Source organism: Massilia aerilata, assembly GCF_042656905.1.
Lineage (GTDB): Bacteria > Pseudomonadota > Gammaproteobacteria > Burkholderiales > Burkholderiaceae_D > Telluria > Telluria aerilata.
Genome location: NZ_JBHSMZ010000004.1, coordinates 332,861 through 350,602, shown reverse-complemented (window position 1 = coordinate 350,602; position 17,742 = coordinate 332,861). Strand labels below are relative to the sequence as shown.

14 protein-coding genes are annotated in these 17,742 nt (G+C 65.8%); 7 read left to right on the top strand and 7 right to left on the bottom strand.

Features of this window, described 5'->3' with window-relative positions; translation table 11 throughout:
- Nucleotides 1-32: 32 nt before the first annotated feature.
- The 3 genes from eno to ACFPO9_RS06345 form a co-directional block, all read right to left on the bottom strand.
- The gene (gene eno, locus ACFPO9_RS06355; protein ID WP_379768562.1) at nt 33-1,319 is read right to left on the bottom strand and encodes a phosphopyruvate hydratase; all 1,287 of its coding nucleotides are present in this window, start codon (nt 1,317-1,319) and stop codon (nt 33-35) included.
- A gap of 151 nt (nt 1,320-1,470) precedes the next feature.
- Nucleotides 1,471-2,322: a 3-deoxy-8-phosphooctulonate synthase gene (kdsA, locus tag ACFPO9_RS06350; protein ID WP_379768560.1), complete on the bottom strand. Its 852-nt coding sequence runs from the start codon at nt 2,320-2,322 to the stop codon at nt 1,471-1,473.
- A complete protein-coding gene (locus tag ACFPO9_RS06345) occupies nt 2,319-4,007 on the bottom strand; it encodes a CTP synthase (RefSeq protein ID WP_379768558.1) in 1,689 nt (562 codons plus the stop codon). The genes kdsA and ACFPO9_RS06345 overlap by 4 nt, the downstream gene beginning before the upstream one ends.
- A 232-nt stretch (nt 4,008-4,239) precedes the next feature.
- Between ACFPO9_RS06345 and ACFPO9_RS06340 the strand changes: the two genes are divergently transcribed.
- From ACFPO9_RS06340 to ACFPO9_RS06320, 5 genes are all read left to right on the top strand, one after another.
- Nucleotides 4,240-5,385, top strand: coding sequence for a YjgN family protein (locus tag ACFPO9_RS06340; RefSeq protein ID WP_379768556.1), 1,146 nt, complete (start codon nt 4,240-4,242; stop codon nt 5,383-5,385).
- Nucleotides 5,386-5,390: 5 nt separating this feature from the next.
- Nucleotides 5,391-6,467 (top strand): M48 family metallopeptidase, encoded by a 1,077-nt coding sequence (locus ACFPO9_RS06335; RefSeq protein ID WP_379768554.1) that lies wholly within the window; start codon nt 5,391-5,393, stop codon nt 6,465-6,467.
- Nucleotides 6,468-6,600: 133 nt separating this feature from the next.
- A complete protein-coding gene (locus ACFPO9_RS06330) occupies nt 6,601-8,289 on the top strand; it encodes a methyl-accepting chemotaxis protein (RefSeq protein ID WP_379768552.1) in 1,689 nt (562 codons plus the stop codon).
- A 137-nt stretch (nt 8,290-8,426) separates the two neighbouring features.
- Nucleotides 8,427-8,828 carry a PRC-barrel domain-containing protein gene (locus ACFPO9_RS06325; RefSeq protein WP_379768550.1) on the top strand — a complete coding sequence of 134 codons (402 nt, stop codon included), beginning with the start codon at nt 8,427-8,429 and terminating at the stop codon, nt 8,826-8,828.
- A complete protein-coding gene (locus ACFPO9_RS06320; RefSeq protein WP_379768548.1) occupies nt 8,825-9,397 on the top strand; it encodes a hypothetical protein in 573 nt (190 codons plus the stop codon). The genes ACFPO9_RS06325 and ACFPO9_RS06320 overlap by 4 nt, the downstream gene beginning before the upstream one ends.
- 66 nt (nt 9,398-9,463) lie before the next feature.
- Here ACFPO9_RS06320 and ACFPO9_RS06315 read toward each other — a convergent pair whose 3' ends face one another.
- The gene (locus ACFPO9_RS06315) at nt 9,464-10,789 is read right to left on the bottom strand and encodes an amidohydrolase (protein ID WP_379768546.1); all 1,326 of its coding nucleotides are present in this window, start codon (nt 10,787-10,789) and stop codon (nt 9,464-9,466) included.
- Between the two features lie 216 nt (nt 10,790-11,005).
- Between ACFPO9_RS06315 and ACFPO9_RS06310 the strand changes: the two genes are divergently transcribed.
- Entirely contained in the window at nt 11,006-12,709 is a 1,704-nt protein-coding gene (locus ACFPO9_RS06310) for a methyl-accepting chemotaxis protein (protein WP_379768544.1), read from the top strand.
- Between the two features lie 41 nt (nt 12,710-12,750).
- On the opposite strand, the gene ACFPO9_RS06305 is transcribed toward ACFPO9_RS06310, so the two are convergent.
- Entirely contained in the window at nt 12,751-15,927 is a 3,177-nt protein-coding gene (locus ACFPO9_RS06305) for an error-prone DNA polymerase (RefSeq protein ID WP_379768542.1), read from the bottom strand.
- A gap of 86 nt (nt 15,928-16,013) precedes the next feature.
- On the opposite strand from ACFPO9_RS06305, the gene ACFPO9_RS06300 reads away from it, so the two are divergent.
- Nucleotides 16,014-16,784 (top strand): PhzF family phenazine biosynthesis protein, encoded by a 771-nt coding sequence (locus ACFPO9_RS06300; RefSeq protein ID WP_379768540.1) that lies wholly within the window; start codon nt 16,014-16,016, stop codon nt 16,782-16,784.
- A 1-nt stretch (nt 16,785) separates the two neighbouring features.
- On the opposite strand, the gene ACFPO9_RS06295 is transcribed toward ACFPO9_RS06300, so the two are convergent.
- On the bottom strand, nt 16,786-17,112 hold the full coding sequence (locus ACFPO9_RS06295) for a hypothetical protein (protein WP_379768538.1): 327 nt from the start codon (nt 17,110-17,112) through the stop codon (nt 16,786-16,788).
- A 3-nt stretch (nt 17,113-17,115) separates the two neighbouring features.
- Entirely contained in the window at nt 17,116-17,727 is a 612-nt protein-coding gene (locus tag ACFPO9_RS06290) for an alpha/beta fold hydrolase (protein ID WP_379768536.1), read from the bottom strand.
- Nucleotides 17,728-17,742: the final 15 nt, after the last annotated feature.

Genomic DNA, 17,742 nt, shown 5'->3' with positions numbered 1-17,742 from the left:
CGACGGGAATCTTCTATTGCTGCGATCTTACATTACTTCAGGTTGTAGAAGGCGTCGCGGCCCGGGTAGCTGGCGATGTCGCCCAGGTCTTCCTCGATGCGCAGCAGCTGGTTGTACTTGGCCATGCGGTCCGAACGCGACAGCGAGCCGGTCTTGATCTGCAGGGCGTTGGTACCGACCGCGATATCGGCGATGGTCGAGTCTTCGGTCTCGCCCGAACGGTGCGAGATCACGGCCGTGTAGCCGGCGCGCTTGGCCATTTCGATGGCGGCGAAGGTCTCGGTCAGGGTGCCGATCTGGTTGATCTTGATGAGGATCGAGTTGGCGATGCCCTTCTGGATGCCCTCTTTCAGGATCTTGGTGTTGGTGACGTACAAATCGTCGCCCACCAGCTGCACGCGCTTGCCCAGGCGCTCGGTCAGGATCTTCCAGCCGTCCCAGTCGCCCTCATGCATCGCGTCCTCGATCGAAATGATCGGGTACTTGTCGCACCAGGTTTCCAGCATGTTGGTGAAGTCGGTGGCGCTCAGCTGGATGCCGCCTTCGCCTTCCAGCACGTACTTGCCGTCCTTGTAGAACTCGCTGGCGGCGCAGTCCAGGCCGATCGCGATCTGGGTGCCGGCTTCGTAGCCTGCCTGCTCGATCGCCTGCATGATCAGCTTGATGGCTTCTTCATGGTTGGCCACCGATGGCGCGAAACCGCCTTCGTCGCCCACTGCCGTGTTCAGACCCTTCGAGTGCAGGATCTTCTTCAGGGTGTGGAACACCTCGGCGCCGTAGCGGATCGCTTCCTTGAAGGACGGTGCGCCGACCGGGATGATCATGAATTCCTGGATGTCCAGGTTGTTGTCGGCGTGCGCGCCGCCGTTGATGACGTTCATCATCGGCACCGGCATCTGCATCGCGCCCGAACCGCCGAAGTAGCGGTACAGCGGCAGGCCGGCTTCTTCGGCGGCTGCCTTGGCGACGGCCATGGAGACGGCCAGCATCGCGTTCGCGCCCAGGCGGCTCTTGTTCTCGGTGCCGTCCAGGTCGATCAGGGTGCGGTCCAGGAAAGCCTGTTCGTTGGCGTCCAGGCCCATGATGGCTTCGCTGATCTCGGTGTTGATGTTCTCGCAGGCCTGCAGCACGCCCTTGCCGAAGTAACGCTTCGGATCGCCGTCACGCAGTTCGATCGCTTCGCGCGAACCGGTCGATGCGCCCGAAGGCACGGCGGCGCGGCCCATCACGCCGGATTCCAGCAGAACATCGCACTCGACGGTCGGATTGCCGCGCGAGTCAAGGATTTCGCGGCCGATGATATCAACGATAGCACTCATGGTTTTTCAGTCTCCTCAGGGGTCAGAGCCCGGTTTATCCGGGTGGGCTCTGACCCCGGTGTTCCAGGATGAGTCAGAGCCCGATGTTGGCAGGCGAGTAGTCAGTCGAGGTCAGAGCCCACCCGTGAAAACCGGGCTCTGACCCCGAATGTTATTGAAAGTTGGACTCGATGAACCCAGCCTTCTTGACGATGCGGTCGATATCGACCAGCGTGCTCAAGAGTTCCTTCATGCGTCCCAGCGGCACCGCATTCGGGCCGTCCGACAGCGCGCAGGCCGGGTTCGGGTGGGTTTCCATGAACAGGCCCGACACACCAGCCGCCACCGCGGCGCGCGCCAGCACCGGCACGTGTTCGCGCTGGCCGCCGGACGAGGTTCCCTGGCCGCCAGGCAGCTGCACCGAGTGGGTCGCGTCGAACACGATCGGGCAGTTCGATTCGCGCATGATGGCGAGCGAACGCATGTCCGACACCAGGTTGTTGTAGCCGAACGAGACGCCGCGTTCGCAGGCCATGAACTGGTCCGGCAGGCCGGCTTCAGCGGCGGCTGCGCGCGCCTTGTCGATCACGTTCTTCATGTCGCCCGGCGCCAGGAACTGGCCCTTCTTGATGTTGACCGGCTTGCCCGAACGCGCGACGGCGTTGATGAAGTCGGTCTGGCGGCACAGGAAGGCCGGGGTCTGCAGCACGTCGACGATGCTGGCCACGACCGGGATCTCTTCCTCGGTGTGGATGTCGGTCAGGACCGGCACGCCGATCTCCTTGCGCACGTCGGCAAGGATCTCCAGGCCCTTCTCCATGCCGGGACCGCGGAAGGTCTTGCCGGACGAGCGGTTGGCCTTGTCGAAGGACGATTTATAGATGAAGGGAATGCCCAGCGCGCTGGTGATTTCCTTCAGCGTGCCCGCCGTGTCCATCGCCATCTGGCGCGATTCGATCACGCAGGTGCCGGCGATCAGGAAAACAGGCTGGTCGAGGCCGACTTCGAATCCGCAAAGCTTCATGCTGCATCTCCTTGCACGGCCGGGGTATTCGCGGCCTGCTGGTTGCTGTTTTCGGCCTGGTGCTTCAGGGCCGCCTGGATGAACGACGTGAACAGCGGATGGCCGTTACGCGGGGTCGACTTGAACTCCGGGTGGAATTGCACGCCGATGTAGTACGGGTGCGCTTGTTCTCCACTGCGCGGCAGCTCCATGATCTCCAGCAGGTCTTCGTTCGGCGTACGGGCCGACACCACCAGGCCGGCCGCTTCGATCTTCGGCAGGTAGTAGTTGTTGCCTTCGTAGCGGTGGCGGTGACGCTCGGTCACGACGTTGCCGTAGATCTCGGCGGCCAGCGTGCCCGGGTTCACCGCGCAGGTCTGGGCGCCCAGGCGCATGGTGCCGCCCAGGTCGGAGTTCAGGTCGCGCTTCTCGACCTTGCCGTCGTGGTTCTGCCATTCGGTGATCAGGGCGACGACCGGCTGGTCGGTTTCCGGATCGAACTCGGTCGAGTTGGCGTTCGGCAGGCCGGCCACGTGGCGCGCGTATTCGATCAGCGCAACCTGCATGCCCAGGCAGATGCCCAGATACGGGATCTTGTTCTCGCGGGCATAGCGCGCGGCCATGATCTTGCCTTCCACGCCGCGCTTGCCGAAGCCGCCCGGCACCAGGATGGCGTCGTACTTGGCCAGGTGGGCGCAACCGGTGCTCTCGATCTCTTCCGAGTCGATGTACTCGATGTTGACGCGGCTTTCGGTGTGGATGCCGGCGTGGCGCAGCGCCTCGGTCAGCGACTTGTAGGACTCGATCAGGTCGACGTACTTGCCGACCATGCCGATGGTCACTTCGTGCTTCGGGTTTTCCAGCGTATGGATCAGCTTGGTCCACATCGACAGGTCGGCCGGCGGCGCCTCGAGGCCCAGGGCTTCCAGGATGATGTCGTCCAGGCCCTGGTCCTGCAGCACCTGCGGCACTTTATAGATGGTGTCGACGTCCCACACCGAGATCACGGCCTGCTCTTCGACGTTGGCGAACAGCGAAATCTTGGCGCGCTCGTCGTCCGGGATGCGGCGGTCGGCGCGGCACAGCAGCGCGTTCGGCGAAATGCCGATCTCGCGCAGCTTCTGCACCGAGTGCTGGGTCGGCTTGGTCTTCAGTTCGCCGGCGGACGAGATGTACGGAACCAGGGTCAGGTGCACGAAGGCGGCGCCCTTGCGGCCCTGGCGCAGCGACAGCTGGCGCGCGGCTTCCAGGAAAGGCAGCGATTCGATGTCGCCGACGGTGCCACCGATCTCGACCAGCGCCACGTCCACGCCTTCGGCGCCGCGGCGGATATAGTCCTGGATCTCGTTGGTGATGTGCGGGATCACCTGCACGGTCTTGCCGAGGTACTCGCCGCGGCGTTCCTTGCGGATCACCGATTCGTAGATCTGGCCGGTGGTGAAGTTGTTCACCTTGCGCATACGGGTGCTGATGAAGCGCTCGTAGTGGCCCAGGTCGAGGTCGGTCTCGGCGCCGTCGTCGGTGACGAAGACTTCACCGTGCTGGGTCGGGCTCATGGTGCCCGGATCCACGTTGATATATGGATCCAGCTTGAGCATGGTGACTTTGAGACCGCGCGATTCGAGGATCGCGGCGAGGGAGGCGGCCGCGATTCCCTTACCCAGGGAAGACACGACGCCGCCAGTGACGAATACGAATTTGGTCATTGTGCAGATGGTGCCGAACGGCACGCGCGGGAAATTGAAATTATACCTTAATCCTGCAAATACTTCTCCATTCTGGCAATTCACGCCCGTAGCGGGCAATGGCGTCGCTTTGCCGTCATGGCGTGGCGAATCCGACTCAGCCTGCATCAACAGCACTTGCAAAAATTGCCAATCCACCCAGGCTGTGGCTACACTGTGCATCTTTCCTTCATGTCAACATCGAGCCCACCCCATGATCGAGCATGACTACGCGTCGGACGCGACCCTGCCGGACGATGCCGTCCCCGACTACCCGCCGGCGCCGCTGGCCTTCGGCTTCAGCGGCAGCGGCGGCGAATACTTCCGCATCTGGGTCGTCAACCTGCTGCTGACCGTGGCCACGCTCGGCATCTACTCGGCCTGGGCCAAGACCCGGCGGCTGCAGTATTTTTACCGGAACACCCAGCTTGCCGGCGCCAGCTTCGACTTCCGCGGCAATCCCGTGGCGATCCTGCGCGGCCGTTTGCTGGCGGTCGTGCTGCTGGCCGCCTACCACTACGCCTTCGGTTTTTCCGCCGTGGCCGGCGCGGTCACGGTGGGCCTGCTGGTCTGCCTCCTGCCCTTCATGATGCGTTCGGCGCTGCGCTTCCGGCTGTCGAATACCTGGTACCGCGGCCTGCCCTTCGGCTTCGCCGGCGAGATCCAGGCCGCCTACCGCGTGTACGCGCTGCCGGTGGCCATGTTCATCCTGCCGGGCGCGCTGGTCGCCCTGCTGCCGGACCGGCCCATGGTCAGCGCCGTCTTCCTGCTTTATCTGCTCTGGCCGCTGATGCACGGCGCCATGAAGCGCTACCAGCACGGCAGCCTGACCTACGGCGACCAGCGCGCCGAGTTCGGGGCCAGCAGCGCCGAACTGGCCGCGCCTTATGTGGTGAGCTTCGTGATGGGCATCGTCGGCATCGTCGTCCTCGGCATGATGATTTATGCGGGCTCCCGGCTCCGCGCCGACACCGGCGCGGGCGGTATCGCCGCCGTGCTGATACCGCTCGGCGGCATCCTCCTGCTCTACCTGTTCATCATCCTCAGCGCCCTGTTCGTCATGGTAAGGATGAACAATATCGCGTGGTCGGACACCCGTTTCCCGGGCGTGCGCATCGAGTCCGCGATGCGGCTGCGCTCTTATTTCCGCCTGCAGGCCGTCAACGTCCTGCTCACCTTGCTGACCCTGGGCCTGTACCGTCCCTTCGCCGCCGTGCGGACCTGGCGTTACCGCCTGGCCCACGTGCATGTCGAGGCGCCCGACGGTTTCGAAGCCGCGACCGGACAGGCAAGCCGGCGCCCCGCCACCGCGGCCGGCGACGGCAGCGCGGAATTCCTCGGCCTCGACCTTTCCTGGTGACGGACATGACCAACGCTCTCTATTTCGACGGGCGCAACGCGCGCCCGCATCCGGTCCGCCTGAACGTGGACGCCGGCATGCTGCAGCTCAGTTCCCCGGCCTTCGAGCGCAGCTATCCGGTCGGCGCAATAAGGCTGTCCGAACCCTTTGCCGCCGCGCCCGCCGTGCTGCGCTTTGCCGACGGCGCCAGCTGCGAAGTCGCCGGCGACGGCCGCCAGCCGCTGCTCGACGCGCTCGGCTACCGCAAGAGCGCCGTGGTGCGCTGGCAGGAACGCTGGCCGGCCGCACTGCTGGCGCTGGTCCTGCTGGTGGCGCTGCTGGCCCTGCTCTACTTCCGCGGCTTGCCGGCCGCCGCCGAGCGCATCGCCGAGAAACTGCCGCCATCGGTCGACATCCGCCTCGGCCGCGCCGCCCTGTCCAGCCTGGAACGGCATGGGCTGCTGGAACCCTCGCGCCTGAGCGAGCAGCGTATCGCCGAGGTCCAGGCCCTGCTGCCTGGCGTGCTGCCGGCGCATCCGCGGGTGCCGATCCGGCTGCTGGTGCGCAATTCGCGCACGCTGGGCGCGAATGCGCTGGCCCTGCCGGACGGCACCATCGTCGTCACCGACTGGATGGTGCGGCTGGCGCAGGGCAAGGCCAATCAGCTCGACCAAGCCGGCAAGGAGCAACTGGCCGCCGTGCTGGCGCACGAGGTGGGGCATATCGAGCACCGCCATGCGGCGCGCGCGATGAGCGGCTCGTCCCTGATGGCGGCGCTGTCGGCCGCGCTGTTCGGCGATTTCAGCGCGGTGGCGGCCGGCGTGCCGGCGGTGCTGACGCAGATGCAATATTCGCGTGCGATGGAGCTGGATGCCGACAATTACGCGGTGGCCCTGCTGCGCCGCCAGGGCCGTTCGCCCGCCGCCTTCATCCAGGCGCTCGAGGCCCTGGAAAACCAGGCCCCGGACGAAGCCCATACCCCGCGCTGGTTGAAGACCACGATGAGTTATATGTCGACCCACCCGGACACCGCCGAGCGCATCCAGCGTCTGGAAGATCTGATGGAAGATGACAAAGAAGAAACGAAACGTGAGAATCCGTGATTATTTGGCAATGAACTGTTGCGTAAACATGGCAGTCACTATTTAAATATACTCAAAAGTAACAAAGGCTTACCCTTAAGAAAGTACAATTTTGGATGGTATTTCATCCGGATATGCTTTCAAAAGGACAGTCATGGGTTTTTTCAGTCGATTCAATATTGGTAAGCGGCTCGCCGCCGGCTTTACGCTGACGCTGGCAATGGCCGTGCTGATCGCGGGCGTCGGCATCTCTCGCCTGGGCCACGTCGCCAACGAAGCTGCCGGCGTGCTCGATGCGCCGCTGGCGAAGGAACGTCTCATCGGCGAGTGGTATGTGCAGATCTTCGCGGCCGTGCGCCGTACCGCCGCCATCGTCAAGAGCAGCGATGCCTCGCTGGGCGACTTCTTCAAGGAAGACGCGGCCGCCACCGGCAAGCGCTCGGCCGAACTGGTCAAGCAGATCGAACCGATGATCGCGCCGGGCGAGGAAAAGGCGCTGTGGGACCGCATCGGCGAGCTGCGCAAGAACTACTCGTCCGCGCGCGACGCCGCGATCAAGGCCAAGGCCGACGGTGACGCCGAACTCGCGGCCAGGATCCTCGACGAAAAATTCACCCCGACCGCGAAGGCCTATCAGGAAGCCGTGCAGCAGCTGGTCGCCATGGAGAATGGGCGCATCGACAGCGCCAAGGGCGACATACTGGCGGGCGCCCGGTCCAGCGAAACCCTGATCATCGTGCTGACCGTCTGCGCGGTCGCGCTGGGCGCGCTCAGCTCGATCCTGCTCACGCGCGGCATCGTGCGTCCGATCCGCGAAGCGGTGGCGGTGGCCGAAACCGTGGCCGCCGGCGACCTCACCCGCCACATCGAATCGGACTCGCAGGACGAAACCGGCGCCCTGCTGCGCGCGCTGCGCCACATGAACGACAGCCTGGCCGGCATCGTCAGCGACGTCCGCGGCGGCACCTCGTCCATCCACGGCGCGGCCGGCGAGATCTCGGCCGGCAACCTCGACCTGTCCGCGCGCACCGAGCAGCAGGCGGCGGCGCTGGAGCAGACCGCGGCCTCGATGGCCCACCTGACCGACACCGTGCGCCAGAACGCCGACAACGCGCGCCAGGCCAACCAGCTGGCCATCACCGCCTCCAGCGTCGCCACCAGAGGCGGCAACGTGGTCGGCGAAGTGATCCTGACCATGGGCTCGATCAACGAGTCGTCGAAGAAGATCGTCGACATCATCGGCGTCATCGACGGCATCGCCTTCCAGACCAATATCCTGGCGCTGAACGCGGCGGTGGAAGCCGCGCGCGCCGGCGAACAGGGCCGCGGCTTTGCCGTGGTGGCAAGCGAGGTCCGCACCCTGGCCCAGCGCTCGGCCGCGGCGGCCAAGGAAATCAAGGAACTGATCACGGCCTCGGTCAGCAAGGTCGACGCCGGCGCCAAGCTGGTCGACCAGGCCGGCGACACGATGGGCCAGGTGGTCGATTCGATCCAGCGCGTCACCGACATCATGGCTGAAATCGCATCCGCCAGCCAGGAACAGACCGGCGGCATCGAGCAGGTGAACCAGGCGATCGCCCAGATGGACGAGGCGACCCAGCAGAACGCGGCCCTGGTCGAGGAATCGGCGGCCGCCGCCGGCTCGCTGCAGGACCAGGCGGCCAAGCTGGCCCATGCCGTGGATGTGTTCAAGGTCGAGCACCAGGCGGTGCTGGCCGCAGCGCCGTCGCGGATCGAGCCGAAGGCCGGCGTGCCGGCAGTGCGCCCGCAGCCGGCGCGCGCTGCCGCCGTCAAACGCCCTGCTGCGACCGCCACCGTCGGCGACGGCTGGGAAGAGTTTTAATTCGTAGGGTGGGCTCTCCGAGCTCACGATGCATTTGTTGAACGTGGGCACGGGGTGCCCACCCTGCATCGTGCGTCTCCGAACCGGGTTTCGCCGGACTCGGGTTATGCTTGCGTCTCCAGAACAAGGAGACGCAGATGTCCTACGAGGAACGAGACGATTACGGTATGTACAGAAACAAGCACGGCAAGGGACCGGGCCCGGAACTGATGGGCGCGCACACCCTGCTCGGCGATCACGTCCACAACCTGCAGAACGAGCACCTGGGCGTCATCAAGGAATTCATGGTCGACATGCGCAGCGGCGCCATCGTCTATGCGGTGATGTCGTCGAGCCGCTTCCTCGGACTGGGCGAAAAGCTGTTCGCGGTGCCCTGGCAGGCCCTCACGCTGGACCCGCAGCACAAGCGCTTCACGATGGACATCCCGAAAGAGCGCATCGAGAACGCGCCGGGATTCGATACCGACCACTGGCCGGACATGGCCGACCTCGAATGGGCCGGCGCGATTCACGCGCATTACGGCACGCAGCCCGCATGAGCGGGCGGACAGCGACGGGGACAGGCTCTCGCCTGTGCAGCCGCCTCGGTCTTGCGTCCGTACTGTTCTTCGCGGCTGCGGCATCCGCGCTGGCCGAGGACAGCTGCTCGTTCATGGCGCCGGATCCGGTCTTGCGGCCGCACGCTTACCCCGGCCAGACCCTGAACCAGCCCAGCAGGCACAGCTCGACGGAAACCGTCCGCCCGCATGCCGGGCTGCGCATCGCCATCCGCCAGGACGGCTGCGCAGACTTCGTCACCACCCGCTTCACCCTGACCGTCGCGCGCGGACGCGAGCGCGAACGCAGCGAGGACGAATGGATCGATTTCGCGCGCGCCGAGGTCGCCGGACTGAAGATCCGCGAGCCGCAGCGGCTGAAGGAGCTGGACGCCTTCCTTGCCAGGGCGCATGGCATCGCGCGGCGCAAGAGCGAACGCGCCATCTGCCGCGATGGCTCGGCGCCGGACGCGGGCGACTGTTCCTGGGACAGCCTCGGCGGCTACACGGTCTCCGTCAAGCGCGGCCGCAAGGCCACGACGATTTCCGTGACCGAGTACGTCAGCGCCTGACGAAGGCCGAAAAAAAAACGCCGCCCCGCAAGCAGCGGGAGCGGCGTTTTCGTTCAGGGCCTGGCTTTACTTCTTCGGCGCCAGCAGATCCAGCAGGATCGCCGTTTCAGCCTTGATGGTGTTGACCACGGTCGGCTTGAAGTCCGGCGCCCATTGCGGCGAGTGGGTGCCCGGCAGCGGCTGGCCGGCCTTTTTGGCCGCTTCCAGGCGCGAGCCTTCGACCGCGCCGACGTGCAGCAGCACCGCCTTCACGCCAGGCTGCAGGCCGTACTGCGAGAAGTCTTCCGAGGTCATCTTGGCCGGCATCTCCTTCACGAATTCCGGACCCACCGCGCCCTGCACGGTCTTGACCATGCGGCCGATCAGCTCGGGATCGTTGTAGACCGAATCAGTGCCCGGCTGGACGTCGACCAGCGGCTCCTTCGGTGCGCCGGCGGCCATCGCCTCGCCCCTGGCTTCGCGCGCGATGCTGGCCAGGACGCGCTTGCGCACTTCCGGCTTGAAGGTGCGCACCGACAGCGACAGCTTGACCTGGTCCGGGATGATGTTGGCGACGGTGCCGCCGTGGATGCTGCCGACGGTGATGACCAGCGGGTCGATCGGGTTGTTCTCGCGTGCGACCAGGGTCTGCAGGGCCAGCACGATGCGCGAAGCGATCACGATCGGATCGCGTGCTTCGTGCGGCACGGCGCCGTGGCCGCCCTGGCCGAAGACGGTGATGTTGACGACGTCGGACGAGGCGCGGAACGGGCCGGCGTGGTACATGATCGTGCCCGAGGGCATGGTGGCGTCGTCGTGGAAGGACAGCGCGTAGTCAGGCTTCGGGAAGCGCTTGAACAGGCCGTCCTTCAGCATCGCTTCGGCGCCGTGCACGGTCTCTTCGGACGGCTGGCCGATCAGCATCAGGGTGCCGCTCCAGGCCTTGCGGTTTTCGGACATCAGCTTGGCGGTGCCGTACCAGGCCGCCATGTGCAGGTCGTGGCCGCAGGCGTGCATCACCGGGGTCGGTTCGCCGGCGGCATTCTTGCCGGTGGCCTTGCTGGCGAACGGCAGGCTGGTCTTTTCCTGGACCGGCAGCGCGTCCATTTCGGTGCGCAGCATCACGACCGGACCGGGGCCGTTCTTCATGATCGCGACCACGCCGGTACCGCCGACGCCGGTAGTGACTTCGAAGCCCAGCTTCCTGGCGAGATCGGCCAGCCTGGCCGACGTCTTGTGTTCGTCGAAGCCCAGTTCCGGGTTGCGGTGCAGGTCCTGGTACAGGGTTTCGATCGCCGGGTAGTTGGCGTTGAGCTGTTCAGCGAAGGGCGCCGGCAATGCCGCGGCGCCGGCTGCGCCGCCGATGAGTCCGGACAGGAGAAGGGTATTGCGGAGAATGCTGGAAGGCTTCATGAGAAAGGTTTTTTGAGGTTGATGACTAGCTTTTTTAGACTACCAGCCGAATCCATTTGTAACAATGAATATTTAACAATTCGCCTGCGTATTGTCGGATTAAGCCTACAAAATGTTGCATAAAAATTTCCATACCGTATTTTTTAATTCCTTTTGGAAACGTACCGACAGTACAATCCGCACATTCTCTGCACTGCTTCTTCAAAAGGAATATCGATGGGATTCGTTGCAAACATCAAGATCGGCAAGCGCCTCGGACTGGGCTTTGCGCTCATCCTGGCGATGACGGTCGTCATTTCGGCCGTCGGCGCCTGGCGCATGAACAAGATCGCCGACCGCACCAAGGCCATGATGGCCGTGCCGCTGGCCAAGGAACGCCTGATCACCGACTGGTACACCCTGAACTTCGCCTCGATCCGCCGCACGGCCGCGATCGCCAAGAGCGCCGATCCCTCGCTCGGCGCCTACTTCAAGGAAGACTCGGCCGCCTCGGTCAAGAAAGCCGCCGAACTGCTCAAGCAGATCGAGCCGCTGATCGCCGCCGACGGTCCTGAAAAGGAACTGTTCGCGAAGATCCTCCAGCAGCGCAAGGCCTATAGCGCCTCGCGCGACGGCACCGTCAAGGCCAAGGCCGACGGCAATGCGGAAGAAGCGGCGCGCATCCTCGAGAAAGAATTCACCCCGGCCGCCCAGAAGTACCAGGACCTGCTGCAGGAACTGGTCACCATGCAGCGCAACAGCATGAACGAAACCGCCGGCGCCATCGACAGCAATGCGGACAGCAGCACGAATCTGATCGTGATCCTGTGCGCCTGTGCGCTGGCGCTCGGCGGCGTCATGTCCTGGCTGCTCACCCGCGGCATCGTGCTGCCGATCCGCGACGCGGTGGCAGTGGCCGAAACCGTGGCCAGCGGCGACCTGACCCGCAACATCGAAGCCCGTACCAAGGACGAAACCGGTTCCCTGCTGCGCGCCCTGCGCCACATGAACGACAGCCTGGTGGGCATCGTCAGCCAGGTCCGCGGCGGCACCGACACCATCGCCACCGCCTCGCGCGAGATCAGCGCCGGCAACCTCGACCTGTCCGCCCGCACCGAGCAGCAGGCCGGCGCGCTGGAAGAGACCGCGGCGTCGATGGAAGAACTGACCACCACCGTGCGCCAGAACGCAGACAACGCGCGCCAGGCCAACCAGCTGGCCATCGCCGCATCCGCGGTGGCGACCCAGGGCGGCGCCGTGGTCGGCGAAGTCATCACCACCATGGGCGCGATCAACGACAGCTCGCAGCGCATCGCCGACATCATCGGCGTCATCGACGGCATCGCCTTCCAGACCAACATCCTGGCGCTGAACGCCGCTGTGGAAGCGGCGCGCGCCGGCGAACAGGGCCGCGGCTTCGCGGTCGTGGCCTCCGAAGTGCGCAACCTGGCGCAGCGCTCGGCCGCCGCGGCCAAGGAAATCAAGGAACTGATCAGCGCCTCGGTGGCCAATGTCGACGCCGGCACCAGGCTGGTCGACCAGGCCGGCGCCACGATGGAACAGGTGGTGGGCAGCATCCGCCGCGTGACCGACATCATGGCCGAGATCACCAGTGCCAGCCAGGAACAGACCGGCGGCATCGAGCAGGTCAACGGGGCCATCGCCCAGATGGACCAGGTGACCCAGCAGAACGCCGCACTGGTCGAAGAAGCGGCGGCCGCCGCCTCCTCGATGCAGGACCAGGCCGCAAAACTGGCCGAGGTGGTCAGCGTGTTCAAGCTGGACCGCGCGCATGACCTGGGCGCGGTGGCCGCGCCCGTGAAGGCTGCGCCGGTGCGCGCTGCGCTGCCGCGTGCCGCGGCGCCGGTGAGCCGCGTTGCTGCTGCCAAGCCGGTCAAGGCTGCCAAGCAGCCGGTGGAAGCGGACTGGGAAGAGTTCTGATTCCTCGTCATTCCCGCGCAGGCGGGAATGACGTTTTGAGGCTAACAAAAATCCCGGCTGCGCGTCGTCAAATCCCCCAGCAGGTGCGACATATCCACCAGCCGCTTGGCCACCAGGTGGCGCACCTCCCCTTCCCTCTGCCACACCCCGTACACACCCAGCAGGTGTGAATTCAGCACCTCGCGGCGCTGCTGTTCGACCAAACTCGCCCACACGATCACGTTGACGTTTCCGGTCTCGTCCTCGATGGTAAGGAAGAGCACGCCCTTGGCCGTGCCGGGGCGCTGGCGCACGGTGACGATGCCGCAGGCGCGCGCCAGCTGGCCGTTGGCGAAATCCATCAGCACATCGGCCGGCAGGAAGCGCCTGGCCAGCAACTGCGGCCGCAATAGCGCCAGCGGATGGCGGCCCAGCGTGAGGCCCTGCGCGCGGTAGTCGCCGACGATCTCCTGTCCTTCGCTGGGCGCGGCCAGCAGCGGCACATCTTCTTCCAGCGTGGCGGGGCGCAGCAGGTCCTTGTCCGGCACCGAACCCGCCGCCTGCCACAGGGCCTGGCGGCGGTGCCCGGCCAATGCTTCGAGCGCATTCGCGCCGGCCAGCACCTGCAGGTCGCCGCGGTCCAGGTTCGCGCGCCGGGCCAGTTCGGCGGTGTCCGCAAAAGGCCGGATCGCGCGCGCCAGTTCGATGCGTTCGGCGGCTTCCTGCTTCAAACCGCGCAGCATGTGCAGGCCGAGGCGCACCGCCGGCTGCATGCCGCGGGACGCGTCGAACTCCTCCAGCGCCGATTCCCAGCCGCTGACCGTCACGTCCACGGGACGCACTTCGATGCCATGGCGGCGCGCATCCTGCACCAGCTGCGAAGGGCTGTAGAAGCCCATCGGCTGGCTATTCAATAAAGCGCACAGAAAGGCCGCGGGCTCGTGGCACTTGAGCCAGGAACTGGCATAGGCCAGCAACGCGAAGCTGGCCGCGTGCGACTCCGGAAAGCCGTATTCTCCAAAGCCCTGGATCTGGCTGAAGATCTGCTCCGCAAAGCCGATGTCGTAGCCCTTCGCCAGCATGCCGCCGACGATGCGCTGGTAGTACTTCTCGAGGCCTCCCTTGCGCTTCCAGGCCGCCATCGCGCGGCGCAGCTGGTCGGCTTCGCCGGGCGTGAAACCGGCCGCCAGGATCGCCACCTGCATCACCTGCTCCTGGAAGATGGGCACGCCCAGCGTACGTTCCAAAGCCACCTTCATGTCCGGGCTCGGGTAGCTCACCAGGCGCGGATCCTCGCGCCGCTTCAGATAGGGATGGACCATGCCGCCCTGGATCGGCCCCGGGCGCACGATGGCCACCTGGATCACGAGGTCGTAGAACACGCGCGGCTTCATCCGCGGCAGCATGCTCATTTGCGCGCGCGACTCGATCTGGAAGACGCCGACGGTGTCGGCGGCGCGGATCATGCGGTAGGTGGCCGGGTCGTCGGGCGGAATGTCCTGCATCTCGAACACGGTGCCGTGGCGCTGGCCCACGAGTTCGAGCCCTCTGCGCAGCATCGACAGCATGCCCAGCGCCAGCACGTCGACTTTCATCAGGCCCAGCTCCTCGAGATCATCCTTGTCCCACTGGATCACGCTGCGTTCCGCCATGGTCGCGTTCTCGATCGGCACCAGGCGAGACAGCTTCCCGCGCGCCATCACGAAGCCGCCCGGATGCTGCGACAAGTGGCGCGGAAAGCCGAGCAGGCGCTGCGCCAGCGAGGCCCACTGCTGCGACAGCGGCGCTTCCGGATCGAGCCCGCTCTCGGCCAGGCGATTGAGCAGGTCGGCCTTGCTGTCGAACCAGTGGTGCTGCTTGCACACCTTCTCGACGATGGCGAGGTCGATGCCGAGCGCGCGCCCGCTGTCGCGCAGCGCGCTCTTGGGGCGGTAGCTGATCACCACCGCCGCCAGCGCGGCCCGGTCGCGGCCATACTTCCGGTAGATGTACTGGATGACCTCTTCGCGCCGCTGGTGCTCGAAGTCGACATCGATGTCGGGCGGCTCATTGCGTTCCTTCGAGATGAAGCGCTCGAACAGCAGGCTGGCCCGCGCCGGGTCGACCTCGGTGATGCCCAGGCAGTAGCACACCGCCGAATTGGCGGCCGAACCGCGGCCCTGGCAGAGGATTGCTTGCTGCCGGGCGAAGCGCACGATGTCGTAGACGGTCAGGAAGTAGTGCTCGTAGCGCATCTCGGCGATGAGGCCCAGCTCGTGCTCGATCTGGGCCTGCACCCTGGCCGGGATGCCGTCGCGGAAGCGCCGGTGCGCGCCGATATAGGTTTCGCTGCGCAGGTAGCTGGCCGCCGTGTGGCCGGGCGGGACCACTTCGTCCGGGTACTCGTAGCGCAGTTCGTCGAGCGAGAACGTGCACAGGCCGGCGATGCGCAAGGTTTCATTCAGCGCCGCCCGCGGATAGATGTTCGCCAGGCGCACGCGCGAGCGCAGGTGCTGCTCGGCGTTCTGGCCCAACTGGTAGCCGCATTCGGCGACCGGCTTGCCGATCCGCGTCGCGCTCAGCGTGTCCTGCAAGGGCTTGCGCGAACGGACGTGCATCACCACGTGGCCGAGCGCGACGATCTTCATGCCGTGCTGCCAGCCGACTTCCTCGACCGTGGCGCGGTGGGCGTCGTCGAAGGCGCGGTGCAGCAGGTTCAGGCCGATCCAGGCGCGGCCCGGGAAGGTCAGCGCCATCCACGCCGCCTGCGCGTGCAGGCGGTCGACGCCTTCCTGGTCGTGGCCCGGGTAGGCCGGCAGCAGGATCGCCAGGCAGTCCGGCATGCCGTTTTCCAGGTCGGCGGGGCGCAGCAGATAGGTCCCCTTCTCGCTGCGGGTGCGGCCGAGCGTGATCAGTTCGGACAGGTTGCCGTAGCCGTTGCGGTTCCGCGCCAGCAGAATCAAGGACAAGGCGTGGCCGCCGTCCGGATTCTGCAAGTGGAAATGCGCGCCGATAATCAAAGGCAGTTTCGCGCCCTTCGCTTCCGCATGCGCGCGCACCACGCCGGCCAGCGAGCACTCGTCGGTGATCGCCAGCGCCGCGTAACCCAATTGCACTGCCCGCGCTACCAGCTCCTCCGCATGCGAAGCGCCCTGCAGGAAGGAGAAGTTCGACAGGCAGAACAGCTCCGCATACTGGGGCAGGCCCAGATGTAAGCCGAACTGGGGGCCGAGTTGCGAGGATGGTGGGTCGGATGGCATCGTGCGAATAGGTCTACAATTGTCTTAACAAAAGACAATGCTGTATAAAAACACAGTATAACTGACGACTTCGACAATTGCGAAACATGCACGTGCAAACATTGAACTGCTTCGGGGCGCGGCCGGGTGAAGGGAACCCGGCGCTGGTGATCGAAAACGACGGCATGGACCAGGCGGCGCGCCAGGCCTTCACGGCCGCGCGCAACACGACCTGCGTCTTCCTCTCCGCGGACCGGGACGTCGACTACTTCTATCCGCACACGCGCAGCCCGCTCTGCCTGCATGCGACGCTGGCGGTGGCGGCCGTGCTGTTCGCCCGCGATCCGGGCGCCGGCACGATCGCCGTGCGCACCGCGATGAAGGGCCAGCTGTTGACGCTGTCGCGCGAGGGCGATGACTACTTCGTGAGGCTGGCGCCCCAGGCGGCGCAGCAGGTGGAGATCGGCGGCGAGCAGCTGCGCGAACTGCTGGGCGCACCAGGGCTGGTCCTGGCGTCGAAGCCGCAAGTGGCCTCGGTCGGCAGTCCCAAGCTGCTGGTCGAGGTGCGGGATGCGGACACGCTGTACACGTTAAAACCCGACCTGGCCGGCATCACGGCCTGGGGCAAGGAAAACGCCGTGAACGGCTTCTATGTGTACTGCCGGCTGGATGAGGAAACGGTCGAGGGACGCAACTTCAACCACCTCGACCCGGCGCTGGAAGACAGCGCCACCGGCGTCGCGGCAGGCGCGCTGGCCGTGGCGCTGAAGCGCAGCCTGACCGTGCGACAGGGCCGCGCGACCGGGCGCGATTGCCTGATCGCGGCGCGTGTCGAGGGTGAGGCGATCCTGGTCGGCGGCGCGGCGGAAATGGCCTGAGTTACCAAGCAATCGGACGCCATCGAAGCAGCACCCGCCCCAGGATCGCCAGTACCACACCAAGCACAAGATTGAAGAAGGGTGCGGCAACGATAACTTCGCCATGCCCGACATTCAGCCGATGGCCGGCCGCATCAAAGGACCACAAGACCGCGTGGAAAAGCAGGCATCCCGAAACCATTCCTGCCAGGATGGCGCCGAACATAAAGTAGTTCGTCCAGGTCTTCTCGTCGCCGCCACGACGGATTGCCGCACGCGCGACAGCGAGCAAGGCCAGGACCACCAGGGCCGTTACCAGGAAGGATGCGTAATAGATCAGGTCAAGCATGGCTCACGCGCCCGCGATATGCGCCTCGATGCGCGGCGCCAGCAGCTGCGGCAGATCCGCCCCCATCGAATGCCGGCCTCCGGGGATGCGCTGCAGTTCGGCCTTCGGTATCGCCGCCGCCAGGTGGCGACCGATCGCCACCGGGCTGATCGGATCGTCGTCGCCCCAGAGCAGCAGGGTCGGCGCCACGATCTGCGCAAACTGCGCGCCCAGGTCCGGCTTCTCGTTCAAGGCCCAGGCCGGGGTGTCCGGATAGGCCTGCACGAAGTCTGCACGCCAGTCGGCGGCGCCGAAGACCGACACGTCCATGCCGCCCGAGGTGGCCACCAGCACCAGCTGCGTCACCAGCCGCGGATGCTTCAGGGCCAGCTGGGTCGCGATGATGCCGCCCATCGACTGGGCCACGATGGCGGCCGGGCGATCCAGGGCCGCTTCCGCCAGCGCCAGCAGGTCGGCAAAGCCGTTCACGTCCGGCGAGGCCGGCTGCCTGCCCAGGCCCGGCCAGTCGAGGTAGCGCTTGTTCCAGGCCGCAGGCAGCAGCCCGCCGACGCCCTTCCAGAAGCCGCCATCGCCCGATACGCCGGGCAGGAAGATCACATTCCGCGATTCGCTCACGTCACCACCGTTTTG